This window comes from Edaphobacter flagellatus (assembly GCF_025264665.1).
GTDB classification, from domain to species: Bacteria; Acidobacteriota; Terriglobia; order Terriglobales; family Acidobacteriaceae; genus Edaphobacter; species Edaphobacter flagellatus.
The window spans coordinates 4,159,123-4,181,100 of sequence record NZ_CP073697.1; the positions used below are offsets into that span (position 1 = coordinate 4,159,123).

Annotated in this window: 20 protein-coding genes and 1 riboswitch; of the genes, 10 read left to right on the forward strand and 10 right to left on the reverse strand. The window is 56.0% G+C overall.

The window, feature by feature from the left end; genetic code table 11:
* Window positions 1-68 precede the first annotated feature (68 nt).
* Both KFE13_RS17370 and KFE13_RS17375 read left to right on the forward strand, forming a co-directional pair.
* The gene (locus KFE13_RS17370) at window positions 69-3,389 is read left to right on the forward strand and encodes a TonB-dependent receptor (RefSeq protein WP_260704854.1); all 3,321 of its coding nucleotides are present in this window, start codon (window positions 69-71) and stop codon (window positions 3,387-3,389) included.
* Between the two features lie 25 nt (window positions 3,390-3,414).
* Window positions 3,415-4,230 carry a glycerophosphodiester phosphodiesterase family protein gene (locus KFE13_RS17375; protein ID WP_260704855.1) on the forward strand — a complete coding sequence of 272 codons (816 nt, stop codon included), beginning with the start codon at window positions 3,415-3,417 and terminating at the stop codon, window positions 4,228-4,230.
* A gap of 170 nt (window positions 4,231-4,400) precedes the next feature.
* Here KFE13_RS17375 and KFE13_RS17380 read toward each other — a convergent pair whose 3' ends face one another.
* The 5 genes from KFE13_RS17380 to uvrB form a co-directional block, all read right to left on the reverse strand.
* Window positions 4,401-5,705, reverse strand: coding sequence for a transporter (locus KFE13_RS17380; RefSeq protein WP_260704856.1), 1,305 nt, complete (start codon window positions 5,703-5,705; stop codon window positions 4,401-4,403).
* A gap of 68 nt (window positions 5,706-5,773) precedes the next feature.
* The gene (locus tag KFE13_RS17385; RefSeq protein ID WP_260704857.1) at window positions 5,774-6,421 is read right to left on the reverse strand and encodes a C39 family peptidase; all 648 of its coding nucleotides are present in this window, start codon (window positions 6,419-6,421) and stop codon (window positions 5,774-5,776) included.
* Between the two features lie 61 nt (window positions 6,422-6,482).
* Window positions 6,483-6,878 carry a hypothetical protein gene (locus tag KFE13_RS17390; protein WP_260704858.1) on the reverse strand — a complete coding sequence of 132 codons (396 nt, stop codon included), beginning with the start codon at window positions 6,876-6,878 and terminating at the stop codon, window positions 6,483-6,485.
* A 70-nt stretch (window positions 6,879-6,948) separates the two neighbouring features.
* The gene (locus tag KFE13_RS17395; protein WP_260704859.1) at window positions 6,949-8,319 is read right to left on the reverse strand and encodes a hypothetical protein; all 1,371 of its coding nucleotides are present in this window, start codon (window positions 8,317-8,319) and stop codon (window positions 6,949-6,951) included.
* A gap of 463 nt (window positions 8,320-8,782) precedes the next feature.
* Window positions 8,783-10,771: an excinuclease ABC subunit UvrB gene (gene uvrB, locus KFE13_RS17400; RefSeq protein WP_313900660.1), complete on the reverse strand. Its 1,989-nt coding sequence runs from the start codon at window positions 10,769-10,771 to the stop codon at window positions 8,783-8,785.
* Window positions 10,772-10,810: 39 nt separating this feature from the next.
* Between uvrB and KFE13_RS17405 the strand changes: the two genes are divergently transcribed.
* Complete coding sequence (locus KFE13_RS17405) at window positions 10,811-11,401, forward strand: histidine phosphatase family protein (RefSeq protein ID WP_260704861.1); 591 nt, start codon at window positions 10,811-10,813, stop codon at window positions 11,399-11,401.
* Here the strand turns inward: KFE13_RS17405 and KFE13_RS17410 are convergent.
* Window positions 11,334-12,665 (reverse strand): voltage-gated chloride channel family protein, encoded by a 1,332-nt coding sequence (locus tag KFE13_RS17410; RefSeq protein WP_260704862.1) that lies wholly within the window; start codon window positions 12,663-12,665, stop codon window positions 11,334-11,336. The two genes, KFE13_RS17405 and KFE13_RS17410, sit on opposite strands and share 68 nt — an antisense overlap.
* A gap of 12 nt (window positions 12,666-12,677) precedes the next feature.
* A riboswitch (Fluoride riboswitch) is annotated at window positions 12,678-12,747 on the reverse strand.
* 32 nt (window positions 12,748-12,779) lie between these two features.
* Complete coding sequence (locus KFE13_RS17415; protein ID WP_260704863.1) at window positions 12,780-14,000, reverse strand: FAD-dependent oxidoreductase; 1,221 nt, start codon at window positions 13,998-14,000, stop codon at window positions 12,780-12,782.
* A gap of 50 nt (window positions 14,001-14,050) precedes the next feature.
* Between KFE13_RS17415 and KFE13_RS17420 the strand changes: the two genes are divergently transcribed.
* Entirely contained in the window at window positions 14,051-14,755 is a 705-nt protein-coding gene (locus tag KFE13_RS17420; protein ID WP_260704864.1) for an HAD family hydrolase, read from the forward strand.
* Between the two features lie 369 nt (window positions 14,756-15,124).
* Here KFE13_RS17420 and KFE13_RS17425 read toward each other — a convergent pair whose 3' ends face one another.
* The 3 genes from KFE13_RS17425 to lexA form a co-directional block, all read right to left on the reverse strand.
* The gene (locus KFE13_RS17425; protein WP_260704865.1) at window positions 15,125-15,976 is read right to left on the reverse strand and encodes a DUF4097 family beta strand repeat-containing protein; all 852 of its coding nucleotides are present in this window, start codon (window positions 15,974-15,976) and stop codon (window positions 15,125-15,127) included.
* Between the two features lie 198 nt (window positions 15,977-16,174).
* Window positions 16,175-17,383 carry an efflux RND transporter periplasmic adaptor subunit gene (locus KFE13_RS17430; RefSeq protein ID WP_260704866.1) on the reverse strand — a complete coding sequence of 403 codons (1,209 nt, stop codon included), beginning with the start codon at window positions 17,381-17,383 and terminating at the stop codon, window positions 16,175-16,177.
* Between the two features lie 206 nt (window positions 17,384-17,589).
* The gene (lexA, locus tag KFE13_RS17435; RefSeq protein ID WP_260704867.1) at window positions 17,590-18,192 is read right to left on the reverse strand and encodes a transcriptional repressor LexA; all 603 of its coding nucleotides are present in this window, start codon (window positions 18,190-18,192) and stop codon (window positions 17,590-17,592) included.
* Between the two features lie 235 nt (window positions 18,193-18,427).
* Between lexA and KFE13_RS17440 the strand changes: the two genes are divergently transcribed.
* The 6 genes from KFE13_RS17440 (at window position 18,428) to fliE (ending at window position 21,966) form a co-directional block, all read left to right on the forward strand.
* Complete coding sequence (locus KFE13_RS17440) at window positions 18,428-19,180, forward strand: response regulator transcription factor (RefSeq protein WP_260704868.1); 753 nt, start codon at window positions 18,428-18,430, stop codon at window positions 19,178-19,180.
* Between the two features lies 1 nt (window position 19,181).
* Window positions 19,182-19,427 carry a hypothetical protein gene (locus KFE13_RS17445; RefSeq protein WP_260704869.1) on the forward strand — a complete coding sequence of 82 codons (246 nt, stop codon included), beginning with the start codon at window positions 19,182-19,184 and terminating at the stop codon, window positions 19,425-19,427.
* Between the two features lie 16 nt (window positions 19,428-19,443).
* Window positions 19,444-20,682 carry a sigma-54 interaction domain-containing protein gene (locus tag KFE13_RS17450; RefSeq protein ID WP_313900661.1) on the forward strand — a complete coding sequence of 413 codons (1,239 nt, stop codon included), beginning with the start codon at window positions 19,444-19,446 and terminating at the stop codon, window positions 20,680-20,682.
* A gap of 95 nt (window positions 20,683-20,777) precedes the next feature.
* Entirely contained in the window at window positions 20,778-21,137 is a 360-nt protein-coding gene (gene flgB / locus KFE13_RS17455) for a flagellar basal body rod protein FlgB (RefSeq protein WP_260704870.1), read from the forward strand.
* A 3-nt stretch (window positions 21,138-21,140) separates the two neighbouring features.
* Window positions 21,141-21,626, forward strand: a complete 486-nt coding sequence (flgC, locus tag KFE13_RS17460) for a flagellar basal body rod protein FlgC (protein ID WP_260704871.1) — start codon at window positions 21,141-21,143, stop codon at window positions 21,624-21,626.
* Between the two features lie 31 nt (window positions 21,627-21,657).
* Window positions 21,658-21,966, forward strand: coding sequence for a flagellar hook-basal body complex protein FliE (fliE, locus tag KFE13_RS17465; RefSeq protein WP_260704872.1), 309 nt, complete (start codon window positions 21,658-21,660; stop codon window positions 21,964-21,966).
* Window positions 21,967-21,978: the final 12 nt, after the last annotated feature.

Genomic DNA, 21,978 nt, shown 5'->3' on the forward strand with positions numbered 1-21,978 from the left:
CTTATTAACATTGCTTAGCTATGGTGAATTTCGTGGCTCATTTATGAGGTTCGATTCGGAGTTCATCCATGTGTAAAAAGATTTACCCCCTTTTCTCTCTGATCCTGATTTTGTTGCTTGCAACAACCACACAAGGTTTTGCGCAAACTTACAGCGGCTCGATTCGCGGGCGTGTTACCGACACGACAGGAGGCGCCGTGGTCGGAGCCGACGTTATGGCCAGCAGCCTCACTACGAACTCTGTGGAGAGAACGAAGACGAACCAGTCCGGTGATTACACACTTTCTTTCCTAAACGAAGGAAGGTACAGGATCGAAGTATCCTTTGCCGGTTTCAAATCGCACATGGAAGACAACATCAAGCTGGACCTGAATCAGCATGCGACGATCGACATCGTGCTCCAGACCGGGGCGATCTCTGAGTTGATAAGCGTCAATTCAGAATCGTCTCAGTTGAACGAGGTTTCGTCCGAGATTGGGGACGTGATCGATAAGGAAAGACTCTCCGAGCTTCCAGTGCAGACCGGATCGAATGGGCGCTCGCCATTGCTATTAGCGAAGCTCTCGCCGGGTGTAAGTTCGACCAGCAGCAACAACAGCAATATTAATGCTTTCAGCCTGGGCGGAGGGCGAGCTGTCACAAACGAGATTCTCGTAGATGGCCTGCCTACGACCAATCCTTCGGACGAGACCTATACTTTGACGCCTGCCCCAGAGGCGTTGAGTGAGATGAAGGTGATTACCACACCCTTTTCGGCGCAGTATGGGCACACAGGCGGGGGGGTGCTGCTGCTTACGACAAATGCAGGAACCTCGCAGATGCATGGTTCCATCTTCAATTTCAACCGTAACCGCGTGTTGAATGGGCGTAACTACTTTGTTCCGACACAGAGCACGGTGAAATATATTCTCAATGATCCGGGCGGCACGTTTGGTGCACCGATTTCATTACCGTGGGAGCGGAACAATCCAAGGACATTCTTCTTTGGCGCTTACAATATTACGTTGCTCTCGCAGGGCAATACATATAGCACTCTGGTTCCTACCGACGCGCAGAAGACTGGAAACTTCTCTTCGTCACTGAACACGGCGGTGAGCTATGGAACGAATCCTTGCGACGGCAGCCAAATCTACCAGGGGCAAATCTTCGATCCCTCTACGGCAACGACGATCGGCAAAGTAACCTGCCGCAAGGCGTTTCCCGGAAACATCATTCCCGCCAGCAGTATTGACAAAGTGGGAACGAAGATGATGGGCTACTTTCCCTCGCCGAATGGATCGTTCGCGAGCGGCAATAACTACCAGGTGTATCCCAGCAAGTTTCACTCAACCGGACAGTGGATTGCGCGTATCGATCACAACTTCAGTGATCGCGATAAAGGATTCTTTCGCGTGGGAGGCTTTCACCCTGCGGGAAACGCGCCACAGAATATTCCAAATGCAGCGAACAATACGACTGCCGGTGGATGGGTGGATACGCAGGCGGTCGTAACCGAGACGCATGTGTTCGCTTCAAATCTTTTCAATGACTTCCGGGTGGGCTTCGTGCAGGAACATAACTTCAGCAATGAAGGAGACGGATCGGGCACGGAGCTGGGATTGCAGGGCGTTCCGCTTACATATTTTCCGGTGATTACAACAACGAACTACGCGAACCTTGGATCATCCGCTCTCTCCCGTGATCGTGACCGGAGCTGGATCTTCTCGGATGCATTGAATTGGCAGCTCGGCAAGCATGCGCTGACGATCGGTGGCGAGTATCGCAGACAGATGTACAACACCTATAGCCCGGGAAAGACGGCTGGTAACTATGCTTTCAGCCCGACGTTCTCTGGCTATCCGGGGAACGCAAACACAGGTACTGCACTGGCCGATATGCTTCTTGGTTTTCCTGCAACGACACAGATCAACGTTGCTGACTATACCTATCATCTGAATATCAATAGTGCGTCGCTCTACTACCAGGACGACTGGAAGCTGCGTTCCAATCTGACGGTGAATCTTGGGTTGCGCTGGGAGTATGACGGCCCCTACTCCGAGGCAAACAACCAGTTTTACAGCTTCAGCCCTAACTTGATCGATCCGACGACGGCGGTTCGGGGAGCTACGCAGTTTGCCGGTTACAACGGAGCTCCAAAGCACTTTACACCAAATATCTACTACAACTTTCTTCCCCGAATTGGCTTTTCGTGGAAGGCGTTGCCCAAGACGGTTGTCCGTGGTGGATATGGGATCTATCGGCTTCCGAGTATTGGTTTTTCCGGTAGCGGTTTGATTACGAAGTATGGGATCAGTACGACCTTCTCCAGCAACAACAGCGGTATTACGCCGTTCTATCAGCTACAGAACGGAGTGCCGGCTTACTATTACAACGTTGATGCGCAGGGGAACCCAAGTATTCCTACGAGTCTTACGAACCCGACGCAAACCGTGACTCAGCTCGAGCTCAGGAGCCGTACGCCGTATGACCAGAACTTTCAGATCGGAATTCAGCAGGAGTTCGGGCATGGATGGTTCACTGAAATAAATTATCAATCAGCACTGGGGCGGAAGCTTCCAGCGAACTTCAATCTGAATCAGTTATTGCCGAGCCAGTTTTCTACGTCGGCGCTCCAGTCGAGCCGCCCTTATCCTCAGTACAAGGGAGTAAGCGGTTTGCTGAACGGGGCGGGATCAAACTATCAGGCATTACAGACCAAGCTGGTGCATCGGTATAACAATGGCCTGGTTGTAGAGGTTGCATATACCTTCAGCAAGACAATGGATGATGTCGATGCGCCTTCACGGTCCAATGGCGCCAGTACGCAGAATGTCTATAACCTCCGTGGAGAATATGGAATCGCCGGCTCTGATGTTCCGCAGCGAGCCGTGGGCAGCTACTACTGGATTCTTCCTGTTGGGCGAGGAGGAAGATTTCTCAACAATGTCCCGATTCTTAAGGATGTAATTGGAGGATGGTCTACTTCAGGGATCGTGGAGTTTCAAGTCGGGTTGCCAGTGACGGTGACGCAGTCTGCGAATGCCCTGGGCGGCTTCACAGATGTTCAGCGCCCCACCATGAGGGGTAATCCGACGCTGGATCGGGGGCAGAGAACGATCGCGAAGTGGTTCAATACAGCGGCGTTCGTCAACTCCGGCGCTCTGCAGTTGGGTAATGCTCCACGGTTTCCGTTCCATGGACCCGGACTCGAAAATTGGGACCAGGCTGTGATGCGAACCTTTCCGGTGTATGAACGCGTGAGTCTCCAATTTCGCGCGGAGTTCTTCAATTCGCTGAATCATACGAACCTCAGCGCTCCGAATAGTCAGCTTGGAAATAAGAATTTCGGCGTGGTTACTGGTGCACTGGATCCACGCATCACAGAGTTCGCCGCCAAGCTGCAGTTCTAGCAAACAAGATAAGGAATGGAAGAGTATGAATAAGCTGATCGTTTTAGGCTGCCTTCTAAGTGCGGCAATCGAGGTTCAGGCGCAAAATCGTCCTGTCCAGGCTGGTATTGCTATTCCAGGTAAGATCATGGCGATCTCCCACCGAGGCGAGCACCTTCATCATCCGGAGAACACGCTTCTCGCGTTCCAGGCGGCGATTGATGCCGGAGCAGATTTCTTTGAGGGAGACATTCGCACCACGTCGGATGGCAAGCTTGTCCTGATGCATGACAGCACGGTGAACCGCACGACCAACGGTACCGGGACTGTCCAGGATATGACCTTCGGCCAGATCCGCTCTCTCGATGCTGGAGCGAGGTTTCCGGAGTTCAAAGGGACCAAGGTTCCAACGTTTGATGAAGTGCTCGATCTGGCGCATGGCAAAATCAACATGTACGTCGACACGAAGAATGCAGATGCAAAGCAGCTGATCGATACGATCGTCCGCCATGATATGCAGGATCATGTCGTGATCTATGGCAATCCGTTTTTTCTCTACGAAGTGCACAAGATTCGACCAGATCTGAAGATTATGCCGGAGGCCGGTTCTGCCGACGTCTGCAAGCTGCTTATTCGGGCCTTGCAGTTACAGGTCATCGCCTTCAGTGAGGACGATTTTAAAGAGGATGTGATTCAGTTGGCGAAGCAGGCAAACGCTCAGATTTATGTGGACCGACTGGGACGCCAGGACAATGTGGAGGCTTGGCAGAAAGCAATCGACATGGGTGCGACCGGAATTCAAACCGATCATCCGGCCGAACTTGTGAACTATCTGAAGGAGCATCAGATGTCGTCACGGTAAGGCTTCGTCCGTGATGCCGGTCGATGGTCTGCCTGCAATTCCAGCATTTGACCAAGACAATGTTGGGCTTGCCGAAATCTTGGTAGTGTCTCAGTTTGGATTCAAACAATCCCTAATGGTTGGCATATGGCATCGGTCATAACTCTCAAGTATGCGTATGTGACCGTGAATTAGTGGGGTGTTGACTTCGATCCCCATAATGCGCGGCGAAAGGGTAAGCCAACGGAAAACTGCAGATTCGGTGTGTCTGGGGTTAGACCAACTCCGAAACTGAGATCGATGGTGCGGCCCGGTGCATACATATAGGAGGCCCCCAATCTCAGAGACCCCTCAACAAGATATGAGGCGGGGATGACCTGTCCGTTCAGTGTGGTCGAACGCGTAAACCTCTGATCCCACCCAATCGTCATAGAAGTTTCCGGATTAAGCGCAAGAATCGATCCGAGCTGAAAGCCGATGGCATCCCCTGGCTCAAAGTGGCCTGGGATCATTTGCCCTACATTCTGCGGATCGGGAATCTGATGTGTGCCGTTCAGATTGGCTGTGTAGGAAAGATTACCGAAAAAGACAACCGGGTCATTGGATTTTGCGGCTGTCAGATTGCCCTGGACGGCATAGAACCCTGTACCGAGAGCTGTCTGACTACTGTTGAGGTTGAAGCTGTCGATTCCAGTTGTAGTTTTGAACCGAACATTGGCGAGCAGGTCCGGTACGCGGCCGTGTTCGAAGGTCAGTTGACGAGAGAGGCCGAAGGTGATGTCCCCCATACCGAATGTGCCTTGTGATGTCTGTACATTATTCGTGTCGACTGTGCGGTTGAGTTCGTATCCATATGGGATGTAGGCTTCAAACTGAAGCTTGTGAGGCAAGCCAAGGCGAGCGGTGAAGGTGGGGAGCAGGAGATCTTTGCGCGTTCGCTGCGAAGTGATATCGCCAACTACCAGTACAGGCAAAAGCGCGAATCCGTTGATGCTGAGGTGGTCTGCGGAAGAGCTGAAGTAAGAGGTCGAGTGATCGATCTCGATCGTTCCTGGCGGCAACAGCAGGCCGCCGCGAACAATAAGTGCCTGGTCGAGCGCCTGACTCGCCTGACGTTCTTCAGCATCGTAACCTGCATTCGTAACGACAGCATTGATGGAGGAGGCAGTGCCTGAGTGTGCTGCGGTGGGCTTTAATGCAACATCCTTTGGAGCGGTCGTGAAGCCTCCATTGACTCTCCATTCAAGCTCCTGCACGCGTTCCAACAGATTGCGAATGATCGCATCTCTTTCGCGCAAGGCATCCTGCAATCGTTGATTGATGGCAGCATTCATGGGATCCTGCAGCAGTGCCGGTACCTGCTGTGGGGAAGCTGTCTGTGCCGCATCGCGTGATTGTAGCTGCGTTTGTTGAGGAGCTCCTTCCTCCCCGAAGGCCCCGGCTGTCATCTGGAAAGCCGTAGCGAGCAGGGCCATGCGAAGTAAATAGATCGTCAAGTTTTTTGTCTGTCGTAAAGCTGTCGGTTCAAATCGCACATATCTCATGGCGACACCCAAGGCTTGCGTCAATAAAGAGGATTGGACGGAGCGGTAATATCGATTCTCCGTTGAATGATGGTTTCGTCCGGAACAAGACGGGAGGCCATTACAGACCGTTTCTCAGTGAGCATCAGCTCCGTGGGCGGATGCACAATAAAGACGATGCCTTCTTTCCAAAGAGTCTGAAAGCGGTCGACCTTCATGGTGAGATTGCCGAATCCAGGGTCCGCAACGATGACGCGACCACCGGTAATCTGGCGGACCACGATGAAGTGGTCGAATCCTTTCAAGCGAATGGGCACGATGACGGATGTCTTTTCGAGAGCCAGTTCCTCAATGGACATTCCTGTAAACCCCTCTGCGCTGTATCCGCGCGCCTGCGCGAATCGTTTAAGATCAAGCAATGAAAACCCCCCACGGGCGCGGACGCGCACCGGATCGACGCGGTGCAGTATCCATACCACGATGGCGCTTTCGGGGGTGTTGTCCTTAAAGTCGTAAGTAAGAAGCGTGCTCAGTGCGGCTGCTCCACAACTCATATCCCACTTCTGCCGCACCACGCCTTCACCGCGAATTTCCTTCAAGCTCCGGATGCTCTTGCTTGCTCCCTGAACGCCTTCGTTCTCCCATGTCTGGCAAAAAGATGTTTCTGAAATAAGAGAGACGCTCGCCATCGCTAGCGCGAGCGTCCAAGGCCGTATCCAGAACCATTGAGAAGAGCAGTACATCATCCACTCATTTCAGGTTTGTCTGCGTCAGCGTCCCCACAGACGAGTTGATGTTGACGTTCAGGTTCAACAGAACATTGATCTTCGAGTTCACGGCATTGATATTTACCAGAGAACTCAGATTCTGCTGCGCATTGCCATTGATGCTGAGAGTTCCCGTTGTGCTTGACAGCGGAGAACTATCCAAGGCAAGCGATCCTGAACTCGATACCAAGCCATTGGGTGTCGGCGTCTGCCCCTGAAATTTGATGACGCCATCGGAGACGCTGGCCGTAACCGTACCGGCCGTCACGCGATCGAGTGCCGCATCGTTGAGGGGCTTGGCGTGTCTCTGAACCCTGGCTTGGCAAAGGCCGGCAGAAGTCCATAGCATCATGGTCGCTATTACAAGAATTCGTCGCATAGACCACTCCTTGTGGAGAAGTATGCGCAACGCCGCAATTACTATTCATTGCAGCGCTGCGCAACTCTGTTTAGCGGGCCTGGCTGATGCTGTTGGACTGCGTCAGGCTTGGTGTCGAGTTCATGTTCGACGTCCGCGCCACGTTGACTCCGTTTGCAACCATGCCGCCGGCTGCGTTGACGATGTTCATCGCCGTCGCGTTCTGCATTGCCGATCCAGCCAGGGTTACGGAGTAGTTGTTGGTTGCTGTTACGTGCGATCCATCGACTGCGACATTCTGCGCGCTCGCTGAATCGAGACTAACCGCTCCTTGCACGTCATACGTTTTGTGGTAGGCCTTGACGGAGTGCGAGGCATCCGCCTTAGCGTTCTTCGTCGACAGGCTGGAGGAATCGCTCTTCGCGGTCGTCTCCGTTTCGCTTGTCGCATGGGTAGAAGAATCGCTCTTTGCTGACATTGTTGCATTTGTGCTCGCGCTGCTATTCGACGACGCGCTCTGCGAAGCATCCTTCGTGCTCTTCGACGAGGCATCCTGCGCGGCATTGTTCGAGGCGGAAGCATCTGCATCGGTACTGGAATGACCGCTGGTGGAGTTGCTTGCCGATCCAATGCCGGAGGTGGTTAGAGCATTGGTCTGGTTGCCCGCTGTCGACGATGTCGCTCCGCCGCCAGCACCACTATTGGTGTGGGTTGAGCTGCCGCCGGATGAGGAACTGCCGCCGCTTCCACTGGAAGCGGTAGCACTCGTTGCGTTGGAAGAAGAAGTATCGTTCGAGGAAGACGTCTTGCTTGCACTATTTGAGGCCGACGCTGTTGTGTCGGTCGAAGAGGACTTGCTGGCACTTTCCATTGAGCTGGCATTCTTCGTGGAGCTTGCGCTATTTGAAGAAGTGCTGTTGCTCGTTCTATTGTCAGTCTCGGTCTCTGTATGGTTCCACGATTTGGTCGAGGATGAGTCGAGACTTGAGGAACTGCTGCTGCTCGTGGTGACATCCGATGAACTCGTTACATCCAGTTGTGAGTTCGTGCCACGTTTATAGCCAGTAAGTGTGGCCTGACGCGCGCTTGACTGGTCGATATCGTTGCTCTGATCGACATCGGCGCTGCCTGAGTTGGCAACTGTCGTTAGACTGCCGTTGTAGACGTTGACTCCGTTAGCTACCAGGGCATCTGTTGAGTTCACAATATTGATGCCTTTGGCTCCATTAAGTACGCTGCCGGAGATATTGACTGCTCCAGTGTTAGATTCTGTGACCGTGGAGTTATTCGCAGCAAGTGCTGAGCTTTCCTCGCCTGCCGCAGTAACACGATCCATTTGGTTGTCACGCAATTCCCGCGTCTTGGTTTGCTTCTTGTCGTGGGAAGCGTTCGATGCGCTCTGACCATATGCTGAGCCAGAGACGACTAAGGCTGCAACTAGAGTAATAACAAGTTTCTTCATATTCGCCTCCAAGGCGTTTGTTGATAAAACTCCGCCGCTTACGCAGCTGTCGCTGCATATTGGGCAATTCGATGACAGTCCGTGCCCACAGGCGCGGGAAACAGACTGCATCAACCTGTTCGGGTAGGCTTCAGAGCGAAAGAAGAGAGAGAAAAACGCAAAATGAGTGCGAGGCAAAAAGAATTGTGTTCACTCGCCGCAGGGAATCAAGGTCGTATTCGGAGCCCATCCGAAGATTTCGCTGATGTCATTTCCACATCGCATTCAGCCCAATGCCTAAGTGGATAAGGCCCGTACAACACGCGTAGCTAAGAGCAACTGGGGTGCCAAACTCTGTCTCTTTCGAATCTGTTACATCCACGTGCTTGGATTTTTCCATTGCAGTATTTTGCAGAAATAATGGAAATCTTAGGGCAAACGATGTCAATTTGAAGGCCTGCCAATCACACAACTGAAGTGATTGCTAGCTGAACAGGAACTCCTTGGTGCGTAGCTCTTTGACTGTATCGCGCAGCCTGGCAGCCTTTTCGAACTCAAATTTCTTGGCGGCTTCGCGCATCTCGATTTCAAGTTTGGCGATGTATGTGTCGAGCTCCTGTTGTGTGGTGAAGTCCGGCATGTCGCTGGTTTCTTCAGTAAGATCGGCATAGTCGGCTTTGAGAATACCTGCCAATGCCATCTCGGTGGGACGGCTGATCGATTGTGGCGTAATGCCGTTCTCCTCGTTATATGCCTGTTGAATCTCGCGACGACGATTCGTCTCGTCGATAGCGCGTTGCATCGATTCGGTCATTGTGTCGGCATAGAGAATCGCTCGGCCTTCAAGATGTCGTGCCGCTCGACCGATTGTCTGGATGAGCGATCCCTGGGAACGCAGGAAACCCTCTTTATCAGCATCGAGGATAGCGACGAGTGAGACCTCAGGCAGATCGAGCCCTTCACGAAGCAGGTTGATGCCGATAAGTACATCGTACTCACCTTTACGTAGATCGCGGAGAAGCTTGATTCGTTCGAGGGTTTCGATTTCAGAGTGCATGTAACGGCAGCGAACGCCAACCTCGGTGTAATAGCCTGCGAGATCTTCTGCCATGCGCTTTGTCAGTGTTGTGACCAGCACGCGCTGATTTTTCGCAGATCGTTCACGGATTTCAGCGAGCAGATCGTCGATCTGACCTTTAACAGGGCGGATCTCCACTTCGGGGTCGGTCAGGCCAGTCGGGCGGATGATCTGTTCGACAACCACTCCTGCCGACTTAGTCAATTCGTAAGGTCCTGGCGTTGCAGAAACGTACACGATCTGTCCGGTGCGCGACTCGAACTCCTCGAAGCGCAATGGCCGGTTGTCGAGTGCTGAGGGCAGACGGAATCCGTAGTCAATAAGATTCTGCTTGCGCGAACGGTCGCCGTGCCACATGCCATGCAGCTGTGGAACGGTAACATGCGACTCATCAATAAATATGAGGAAGTCACGAGGGAAGTAATCGAGCAATGTCGGCGGGGGCTCGCCCGGCAGTCGGCCAGAAAAGTGCCGGGAGTAGTTTTCGATGCCGTGGCAGTAGCCCACCGATTTGATCATCTCCAGATCAAATCGTGTGCGTTGATGGATACGCTGCGACTCGACGAGTCTGCCTTCTTTTTCTAGCTGAGCCTCCCAGTCGAAGAGTTCCGCCAGGATGGAATCCATGGCCGAAGTCTTACGCTCCGGCTGCACGACATAGTGTGACTTTGGATAGATGGGCAGACGCGAGTAGCGCTGTTTGACAGTGCCGAAGAGCGGGTCGATCTGTGAAAGCGAGTCTATTTCATCGCCAAAGAGTTCGATGCGATAAGCTGATTCGTCGTAGGTTGGATAAACCTCAATGATGTCTCCACGAACGCGGAAGGTTCCGCGACGGAAGTCGACATCGTTGCGATCGTACAGAATTTCAACCAGCCGGCGTGTGATGTCTTCGCGCTTGATGCGCTGGCCTTTTTCCAGCAGAAGCAGCATGCCGTAGTAGGCTTCCGGCGACCCGAGGCCGTAGATGCAAGAGACCGAGGAGACAATGATGCAGTCCCGCCGCTCAAAGAGCGAGCGTGTTGCCGAAAGCCGCAGCTTGTCGAGCTCTTCATTGATGGTGGCTTCCTTCTCAATGTAGAGATCTCCGGAGGGTATATAGGCCTCGGGCTGGTAGTAGTCGTAGTACGAGACGAAGTATTCGACTGCGTTATTCGGGAAGAACTGCTTGAACTCATGGTAAAGCTGCGCGGCCAGCGTTTTGTTGTGTGCGAGCACCAACGCCGGGCGGTTGACCTCGGAGATGATCTTCGCCATGGTGAAGGTCTTGCCTGATCCGGTTACGCCGAGCAGAACCTGGTCTTTTTCGCCGGCGTTAAGTCCGGCGACGAGTTCGGTAATGGCGCGCGGTTGATCGCCCTGTGGCTTGTAGGCTGTTGTTAATTGAAAGTCCATCACCACATAAGATATTAGAAGTGAGGCGGAGGATGCTGAATGAGTGAAGGAACCCAATTGTGGCTGGTGCGGCACGGCGAGACGGAGTGGAGCAAGAGCGGGCAGCACACCAGCCGGACGGATATCCCCTTGACAGAACAGGGGCGCAAGCGAGCAGAGGCTTTGCGGGAGTACTTGAAGGGAACGAAGTTCGATGCGGTCTTCGTCAGCCCGATGCAGCGCGCCCGCGAGACGTGCGCCATCGCAGGTTTTGCTGGCCAGGCGCAGGTTGACGACAACCTGAAGGAATGGGATTACGGCATCTATGAGGGTAAGACGACGGCGCAGATTCGGGCTGAGGTATCGGGATGGAGTGTATGGAAGGACCCAATTATTGGCGGTGAGACGGCTGAGCACGTAGGCGAGCGCGCGGACGCCGTGATTACCAGAGCGCTTGCCTCGGCGCCTGCCGGCGGCAATATCGCTTTGTTTGCCCATGCGCACATTCTTCGCATTTTGGCTGCACGTTGGCTGCTGTTAGCCGCGACAGGAGGCAGTCTGTTTGCGTTGGGCACGGGAAGCGTCAGCGTGTTGGGTTGGGAGCGCGAGACCCGTGTGATTCAGAGCTGGAATCGTGTGTTCGATGAGTAACATGTTTACGCGCTCCTAGTTTCTGGGAGCGATAGATGCCATTGTGTCCGCTGAACAGGTAGCTGACCACACAGGCGATGGCGGCAAAGGCTCCGGCCTCGGGTCCAAACAGCTCGAGGGCCATGAGGCCGCCTGCGATGGGTGTGTTGGCTGCCCCGGCAAAGACGGCGACGAAACCCATCGCGGCCAGGAGGGAAGCCGGCAGCGGAAAGATTCCTGAGAGGGAGTTACCTAGAGTGGCGCCGATAAAGAAGAGCGGCGTGACTTCGCCTCCTTTGAAGCCGGAGCCGAGAGTAAGGGCGGTGAAGGCAAACTTGGCGGCGAAATCATAGCGCGGCAGATGTTCAGAAAATGCGGCGACAATGGTTGGTATGCCGAGGCCGATGTATTTCGTTGTGTGTATAGCGAAAACGGCGAATACAACGACAATGCCTCCAAGGAATGGCCGCAGTGGGGCATAGCGGATGTTCTTCTTGAAGAAGGCGGTAATGGCATGTGTCGTTCTGGCAAAGAGCAGTGCGGTAAGGCCGAAAATAATTCCAGCTGCGATGGCTGAAAGGATCGACTTCAGATTGATTGGCGCAGTCTGGGTGACGGTGTAGACCGTGTGGTGAATACGCCAGAGGCGTGTGGTGTAGTCTCCGATGAATGCGGCGACGAAGCAGGGGAAGATGGCGTCGTAGCCAACATTTCCAATAGTGAGGACTTCGAGGCCGAAGACTGCACCTGCGAGAGGTGTTCCGAAGACGGACCCAAAGCCGGCGCTGATTCCGGCCATCAATAGGGTCCGCCGATCATGATCGGGGAAGTGGATGCCAAGGCGGCGAAGGATGCGTGTGACCTGGTCGGCGAGTGAAGCGCCGGTTTGGATGGCTGTGCCTTCTCGGCCGGCGGACCCTCCGAAGAGATGCGTGACGATGGTACCCACCAGAATAAGCGGAGTCATGCGCGCCGGTATGGTGCGTGGGGCATCGGGCGTGTTTGGAATCTCGGTATGAATCTCGTCGAGGATGAGGTTGTTTCCACCCTCGACGGATTTGCCGAAATAGTAGTAAAGCGCGCCAATGGCGAGCCCAGCGAATGGAAGGAAGACTATGAGCCATCGATGCGACTCTCGCGTATCAGTCGCCCAGTTCAAGCTAGCAAGAAGAAGTGCAGAAGCCGATCCAGCAAGGATGCCTGCAAGTGTTGCGAGTACAAACCAGCGCAGAGTGTGGCGGAGCAGGCGATATTGGCGATGAAACGCGGCAAGAATAAAGGACATGGGCCTCCTACAGAGATCGTAGGAGTCATCAGCAGCTCAAAATGCCTGCGGTTAGAGGCGGTACCCCATCGCCTTTGGAATGTGATTTTAAGTTAACAATCCTATGGGTTAAGGTCAAAGAGTTTCTGCATGTTGTGCGATGTGCTGTGGTTGAAGACCCATTCCGATAAAACGCGCCGTGAGGTATTTGAAGCCCGGAATATTCACGACGAAGCGAAAGATGAGCGGTGCGTGAAACGGCTCTGGGTTCTGCAGAATCCGGTTGAGGATGCGATGCGCGAAGATTTGGAATGCCTGCGTCCGTCGAACCGCTTTCTCGCGATAGTGCTGCACCTGTACCAGGTGATGGGGAGTGAGCGAGTTGGAGCGTAGAGCTTCTGACAACATATTTGCGGTGGCGACTGCGTCCTGAAGCGCGATATTGATGCCAATGCCTCCGACTGGCGACATGGCGTGGGCTGCGTCGCCGATACACAACAGGCCGGGAGACGACCATTGTGAAAGATGATTGATCTGCACAGTGAGCAGCTTGACCTTGTCCCACGAGTCAATCTCGGCAACGCGGTCGGAGAGAAATGGGACGATACGCGCCAGACTCTGCTGGAATGCAGGGAGCCCAGCTTCTTGCAACTGTGGAAATGTACCTTTGGCGATCAGGTATGCCACCTGAAAATAGTCGATTCGATTGATCAACACCACAAGGCGTCCATAGTTGACGTATCCCAATCCATTCTCGGGATCGGAGTCATGGCGGGGAAGGCGCAGCCATAGAACATCGATCGGTACACCCTCTTCGATAACGGGCAGATGGGCAGCCATTCGGGAGATGGCATGGCGTCCGTCACAGCCAACTGTGAGCGTGGCGGGAATGGTAGCAGGACCGTCGGGCGAGTTGGCCATGACTCCCGTGATGACGCCATCGTGCTGTGTCAGCCCAGTTGCTTCCCATCCCATCCGAAGAGTGAAGGTGGGAAGCTTTGTGGCTTCGGATGCGAGAAAGTTCAGGAAATCCCACTGCGGCATCAAGGCAACATATTTTGCGTGGGTTGGCAGGTGAGAGAGGTCGGCCATGACGGCGCTGCAGTCGCCAGCCTGCACGGACATTTTTGCGATCTTCGAATGGCGAATCTGCAACAGGCGCTCGAGAATGCCGAGCTCGTACATCAGTTCCAGCGTTGAGGGATGAATCGTGTCTCCGCGAAAGTCGCGAAAGAAGTCCTGATGTTTTTCAAGTACAGTGACCTCGACTCCGGCACGGGCCAGGAGGAAGCCAAGCATGATTCCGGCTGGTCCACCGCCGATGATGCAGACGGTTGTTTTGGGAAACGTGATCATGGACGATGCCTCGTTGGGTTGAGAGGAGGCTGACGACATACACTTGAGATATGTCTCCGGTTTCTCCTCGACTGATTGTCTTCGATCTGGATGGTACGCTGATCGATTCGCGACAGGATCTTTGTAACTCAGTGAACGCGATGCTGGTGCATCTCGGCAAGCCGGAGCTGCCGGAGAAGGTGATTGCCAGCTATATCGGCGATGGTGCTTCGATGCTGGTGCGGCGGGCGCTGGGCGATCCAGAGGGCGACGTTCATGATGCGGAGTATGTGAACGAGGCGCTCGAGTTCTTTCTGGACTACTACCGCGAGCACAAGCTGGATTTCACGTATGTGTATCCGGGCGTGATGGAGTCGCTGGAGGCGATTCGTACGGCGTGGCCGGAGACGTTGATGGCGGTGCTGACGAACAAGCCGGTGAATCCGTCGCGGGCGATCTGCGATCACTTTGGGCTGACGCCGTTCTTCTTCCAGAATTACGGCGGCAACAGCTTTCATACGAAGAAGCCCGACCCGCATGGGTTGAAGACCCTGATCGCTGAGGCGAGCGCGATTGCCGGTTTAGCGATTGCGTCGGGGGAGACGCTGATGATCGGCGACTCGGACGTCGATGTGTTGACAGCGCGCAACTGCGGAGCGCAGTCCATCGGCTGCACCTTCGGGCTTGCGCCCCATTCGCTGGAGGCGGCTGAGCCGGATCACCTGGCGGCGGCGCCTGTGGACTGGCTGAGGATTCTGGGTATTTCGGGGCTGTAGGCCCTCCGTACCAATTTGCGCAAAGTATTCCAAACAGATGGGTTATTGCGACACCCCTGTCAATTCCAGTGGGAAGCATCTGCCTGTATCTATTTCTGAACCCTATATCTATTTTAGTGAGTATCGAGGGGTAAATCGGCACTTGGGAAGTGCTTTGGATTGATCAGGTTAGGCAGAATGGGGGCTTGACAGGTTTTGTTCGGGATCATCCAGAACCGGAGGGGGTTCGGAGGAGGAGCCGGAGTTGCCGGGCTCCTCCTCCGAGAGGGGATCGGTTCGCAGCTCATCGGGACGTTCCCGATGGAGGCGCGAGAGCAGTTCTGACCAAAAATCCATATTGACGATCTCCCGGTCGTGATCTGCTCATGGTTAGCGGATGGAGATGTCTCCGGAGCCAGTGTTCGCGCGAATGGTGGGTCCGCCTCCGTTGACCGTTCCGCTGATGTGGTGCCGGTTGAGCGTGCCCTGCATGGAGATGGGCTGCGCGACGTTGACCGAACCCGAACCGGTATCGGCGACGAGATTGAATTTGGCGCTGCCGCCGAGGTCCATGCGGATGGAGCCGGAGCCGGTGGAGAGCTTCCAGTCGGTGGCGGGGTTGCCTTCGACCTGAATGTCACCCGAGCCGGTGGAGGCTTTGAGAGCACCGTTGACTCCGTGGAGGCGAACAGAGCCGGAGCCGGTTTCGGCGCGCACATCGCCGGGGCCAGCTTCGTGCAGCTCGACATCGCCGGAGCCGGTGCCGAGAGTGGCCTGTCCCTGGATGCCGGTGGCGCGGACGGAGCCGGAGCCGCTCTGTGCCTTGAGCGTGGCGCCGACGTTATCGATGGTCATGTCGCCGGAACCGGTGGCGGCGTTGATGTTGGAGGCGCGGGGAAGGGTGACGTCGTAGTCGATGGAGATGTTGCGGAAGAGGTCGTCGTCGTGGGTTTTGCCGATGATGACGTCGTTGCCGTTCTGGGTGATGGGCGGGTTGTTAACGATCTGCTGGACGCGGGAATCGGCGTCGCCGTTCATCCAGCCGTGATTGGCGTGGACGTGGCCGACGACGTGAACCTGATTGTCGGAGCCGGGCTTGAGGCGGATGTATCCGGAGCCGGTGGCGACAGATACATTGGGCGAGCCTGAGACCGAGAGGGTCCGTTCGAAGTTGCCGTCGGCTGCATAGGCCGCGGTAGTGAGGGCGAGGCTGGCTATGGCCAGGAAAAGCTTTGTGTTCATAAGTGAGCCTCCGTACGGATGGGATTACGCTGAAGGGCTGGGGTTTGTTCCGTTATTTGTGACGAATGGTTTTTGTGGTTGGAATGATAAACCGCGAGGCCCTGGACTGCTTGTCCGTGGGGTTTCTGTCAGGCATTGCACGGATGCGAGAAGGCCCGACCTTTGGCCGGGCCTTCTCGTTATTATTGGGCTGTATCGTTACTGCTGAAGGATGACGGTATCGCCTGCGTTGAGCCCGGAAAGGACTTCGGTACGGGTTCCGTTGGAGATGCCAGCTTTGATGGAGACCTTGCGGCGGCCTTTTTTCTCCTTGGGATCGGGAACTTCGACAGAGGCGTTGCGGTCCTTGTCGTAGATGACGGCCTGCTCGGGAACGGTGAGGACGCCCTTGTGTTCTTCAAGGAGGATCTCAGCGTTGGCGGTCATATTGGCCTTGAGCTCGCCGCCGGGGTTGTCGATGGAGACGCGAACCTCGAAGGTGGTGACGTTGTCCTTCTCGACGCCGAGGGGAGCGATCTTGGTGACTTTGCCCTGGAAGGTCTTGTCCTTGAAGGATTCGACCTTGATGCGCGCGGGCTGGCCGAGATAGACCTTGCCGATGTCGGACTCGTCGACCTTGCCCTGCACATAGACCTGGTTGATATCGCCGAGGGTCATGACGAGAGTGGCTGTGGAACCCATGACGAGGATGGAGGAGACGGCGTCGCCGAGTTCGACATCGCGGGACAGGACGACTCCATCCATGGGCGAGGTGATGGTGGTGTAGCTGAGCTGCTCTTCCAGCTGCTTGAGGGAGGCTTCGGCCTGCTGGACCTGCGCCTGTGCCTGATGGAGCTTGGAGGTGTCGACAGTGATCTGGGCGACGGCCTTGTCGCGGGTGTTGGCAGCGGCAAGATATTTCTGCTGCGCGTCGTCAAGGGCCTGCTGGGAGACGACTCCGTCCCTGGACATGGAGAGTGCGCGATCGTAGGTGTTCTTGAACATGGGCAGGTCGGGCGCTTCGGCGTTGACCTTGTCGTACTGGATAGCAGCCTGGGCGGCGCGAGCGTTGGACTCGGCAGCGGCGAGCTGGGCCTTCTGCGCGTTGACCTGCGCGAGAATTTCGACCTGGTCGAGCTGAGCGAGGAGCTGACCCTGCTTCACGTGAGCATTGATGTCGGTATAAAGCTTGGTGACGATGCCGGAGGCCTTGGATTTAACCTCGACCTTGGTGATGGGCTGGACCTTGCCGGTGGCCACGACGGAGCGGGCGATGTCGCCTTTTTCCACCTTGGCAAGCTGCGAGGGTTCGATCTTGGCATTGTTGCCGCGCGCCGCTACGGCGACCCCCAGAACGACGGCGACGACGAGGGCGATAAGGCCGCCCCAGATCCAGAGTTTGCGCTTTTGCTTTCGCTGTGTGGCCAAGGTCGAGCTCCAAATATTTAAATACCGCTTCGGAGGTAGGGTACGCAGGAGGGTGCGACCCGGTTCCATGAAAGTTTCGGGATGAACCGATCTTTAGACGGATCGGCAGGCAAAGGGAGAGGGACGTGAAACCGCTTATCCGTCTTTATTTATAGCTGAGGGAATTTTAATCTGAATACCCTCTGATGGCGGATTACCGGAAGGTGTCAGGCGTATTTACGCAGGACGCCGAGGACCTTGCCCTGAATGCTGACGCTGTCGGCAGGGGCGAAGATGGGTGCCATCTCCGTGTTGGAGGGCTGGAGGCGGATCATGCTGCCCTCGCGGTAGAAGCGCTTGAGGGTGGCGTCGGAGCCGTCAACGAGCGCGACGATGATTTCGCCTTCGCGAGCGGTGCGGGTGCGTTCGACCAGGACGTAGTCTCCGGAGACGATGTGCTCGTCGCGCATGGAGTCGCCACGGACTTCGAGGGCGAAGACCTCGCGGTTGCCGATGATGTCGCCGAGCGAGATGCTTTCAGCGGTTTCGATTGCCTCAACGGGCTTGCCTGCGGCGATGCGTCCGAGCAGGGGAAGGCGCTCTCCGCCACGTTTGGGGCGAGCGGGGAGGACGTCGATGGAGCGACTGCGATTATGCGCACGTTGCAGCAGGCCTTTGTTCTGCAGGTTGGTGATGTGTTTATGCACGGTGGCGAGCGAGCTGAGGCCGAGGCCGCTGGCGATCTCTTCGTACGAAGGCGAGTAGCCGTTCTTTTGCGTGAAGCTGGAGAGAAAGTCGATGACCTCTTTTTGCCGCCGTGTGATAGCCATGCGGGAATTGTAGCGAATAAAAAGCGAATTGCAATAGCTAAGTTGATTCCACGAAAAGGAGGGCTCAAGCAGGGTGCGTCATTCCCGTTTTGAAAACATGTGTCGCAAAAAGATTCACAGGACTCTTGATTGCAAAGGAGCAATCGCACAAGGTAAGAGGACGCCGCGGGGTTGGTCGTACCGGTCCAAAGAGATCTGCGAGCCTGGCGGTGTTCTGCTGAACCGAGGAGATGCGATGCAGGTTTTGATTGTTGAAGATGATGCTGCTTTGGGTGTGTTTCTTGAGAAAGGACTGAAGCTTGAGGGACACGAGGTGACACGGGTTGAAGACGGAGAGGCCGCACTGGAGCGGGCACGGCAGGACAGGCCGGACCTGATGGTGTTGGATCTAAGTCTTCCTAAAAAAGACGGTGTGGAGGTGCTGGAGGAGCTGCGCGGTGAACTCGACGGTACGGCTGTGCTGGTGCTGACGGGGCGGAGCATGGTGGAGGAGAGAGTCCGGTGCCTGAACCTGGGTGCGGACGATTGTCTGCTGAAGCCTTTCAGCTTTCATGAGCTGACGGCGCGTTGCCGGGCGCTGCTGCGCAGGAAGGAACGCTTTGCCGATCCAGTGCTGCGTCAGGCGGGGGTGGAACTGAATCGCATGGAGCGGCGTGTGCTGCACGGTGGCCAGCATGTGGAGCTGACGGTCAAGGAGTTCAGCCTGCTGGAGTACCTGATGCGGCGTCCGGGGCGTTGTGTCAGCCGTGCGGAGCTGCTGCGAGAGGTGTGGCAGATGTCCCCGGATGCGGGCACGAACGTGGTGGACGTGTATGTGAACTACCTGCGCAGAAAGCTGGGTGCGGTGTCGGTTGCCGAGGATGCGGATGGACACTCGGTGATTGAGACGGTGCGCGGCGAAGGCTATCGCGTAAGAGTAACGGCTGCGAAAAAGCCCGTTGCTCGTATCGGCAATTATGCAGCCAGCGCTGCGATGGCTGGTGCATAGTATGGCCGCGTCGCATGTGATGGAAGAGGGGCTGACCGAGCGAATCGATGAGATGCTGCATAGTCTTTGCCAGCCATTGACGGTGCTGCAGTGCAGGCTCGCGTTGGGTGAACTGAATGGGGAGCCTGCTGCGATGCGTTCGGCGATTGGCGAGGCGCTGAACCAGTGTGCGCGCATAAACCGTATGGTTGGCGCGATGCGCGAGATGCTGCTCGAGGCCGGCGATCGAGAACAACAGACGAAGTAGAGAGTTGATGGGGGCCATGATGAACGGGACAGGTGCGTTGTTGGAAGAAACGCTGGGGTTAGAGGCGATGTCGGCGCGTACGGTGGTACTGGCGAGTGCGGATGCTGCGATCCGTTCGCGTCTGCGAATCTCGCTGACAGAACTGCGATGGGAGGTGCATGAGGCTGCGGGTGGAGCAGAAGCGATCGCGCAACTGGAGTTGTTGCGCCCAGAAGCGCTGCTGGTGGATAGCTGGTTGCCCGATCTGGAAGCGAGCGAGTTTGCCGGACAGATACGCATGATGTATCCGGGTGTGGACTTGATGCGGATGGATGGGGGAGAGGCAGGAGAAGCACGCAGCCCGAGGAGGAATGAACTTCTTCACGCACTGCGCGAAGTGCAGGGCGGTGCGGCGAACGATACGGCGGCATGGAATGCGGCCCCTGCGGCTGTGCCGCTGTCCTCAGTGCGCGTTCCGGGGCAGGCTCCTGTGGACGAGGTGCGGGTGACGGCCCTGTTGCCGGAGATGGTAGGGGCGAGTGAGCCGATGCGCGAGCTGTCGGAATTGATCCGGCTGGTGGCTCCGCGATCTTCGACCGTACTGATCGAAGGTGAGACGGGAACGGGCAAAGAGATTGTGGCAAAGGCGATTCATCGGCTGAGTGATCGCGCGTCGAAGCCGTTTGTTGTGTTGAACTGCGCGGCGATTCCAGAGTCTTTGCTGGAGGCCGAGCTGTTTGGACATACGCGGGGTGCATTTACCGGAGCGGTGCAGTCGCGGACGGGGCGCATTGAGGCAGCGCATGGAGGGACGCTGTTTCTCGACGAGATTGGAGAGATGCCGCTGGCGCTGCAGGCGAAGATGCTGCGCTTCCTGGAGTATGGCGAGCTGCAGCGTGTCGGCGACAACGAGACGATGCGCGTGGATGTGAGAGTGGTGGCGGCGACGCATCAGCCGCTGGAGCTGAGAGCTGCGGAGGGAAGTTTTCGACTGGACTTGTATCACCGGCTGGCGGTGTTTCCGGTTGAGGTCCCTTCGCTGCGTGCGCGGATGGAAGATATACCGCTGCTGGCAGAGCACATTCTTTCGATGCTGGGACAGAAGGCTCCGCGCAAGCGACTGAGTAGTGAGGCTCTGGAAAGATTGAAGGGGCATTACTGGCCGGGCAATGTGCGTGAATTGATGCATGTGCTGGAGCGCGCTGCGATTCTTGCGGCGGACAAGATGGAGATTGGCCCGGATGAGATACGGTATCGACGGGCTTCACGGGGATAGTTTCAGACAAGGTTGTCCATTCGCTTAGAGCGCTCTCATTCGAGGGCGCTTTTTTTTGGCGCGCGAAGTGCATAGAGACAGGCGGAGGAGTTTCTATGCAGGTGACGACGGCTTTGAGCGATGCGTTAGGGCGGTATCTAGACCTGACGGGGGAACAGATGAAGCTGACGGCAAGCAATATGGCCAATGTGGACACGCCTGGGTACAAGACGCAGGGGTTCGATTTTGAGCAGGAGTTTGCGCGGCAGCTTACGGGGGCAGGCTCGACGGGCTTCGCGCAGCCTGCGGCCCAGGATGTGGATGGGTTGGTGACGCGGCCGGATGGCAACAATGTGTCGATGGATCGCGAGGGGATTCAGCTGGCGAAGTCGCAGCTGCAGTTTCGGCTTGGCGTAGAGCTATTGAAGCATGAGTATTCGACGGTGATGAGCGCGATCCATGCGGAGGCGAAATAAGCGATGAATCTTTTTGGCGTGATGGACGTGAGTGCGTCGGCGTTGAAGGCTGAGCGTGTGCGCGCTGAGGTGGTCGCCGCGAATATGGCGAATGCGGAAACGACGCGAACGGCGGACGGCGACCCGTATCAGAGGCATCATGTGGTCTTTGAAGCAGAGGGCGCTGAGAGTTTCAAGCACTCGCTGGTGAACCATCTGGGTGGGTCAGGGGTGGGCTCGATGCGGTTGGGCAGATCGGTGACGGCGGATACGTCGGTGGACGGAGGCGTTGCGGTGACGGGAGTGATCAGCGATGCAAGCGCGCCGCTGCGCCGCTATGACCCGCAGCACCCGGATGCAGGGCCAGATGGCTATGTGTCGTATCCGGATATCAATCCGCTGACAGAGATGGTGGATCTGATGGGAGCGCAGCGCTCGTATGGAGCGAATGCGTCGGCGATACAGGCGGAGAAGAACATGGTGGCTTCTTCGCTGGACATTCTGAAGTGATACAGCGTGAGCAGAGAGACGGAGGCAAGCGATGAGTGGAGCGAGTGTGTTTTCTAGTGTTGCGCAGCAGGTGAGCTCGATTGCCAGCGGAGTGAAGAGTGAGCAGAAGCGTACGCCGGATGCTCCGTTTGCCGGAGTGCTGAAGACGATGGTGGACACGACGAACGAGCTGGATCGCAAGGCGTCGGAGACGGTGACCGGACTGCTGAACGGGAAGGGCGTGGAGATTCACGATGCAATGATTGCGACGCAGAAGGCGGACATGGCCTTTGAGCTTGCATTGCAGGTGAGGAACAAGGCGGTCGCGGTCTATCAGCAGATGATGACGATGCAGTTTTAGTTTTGTGCGAAC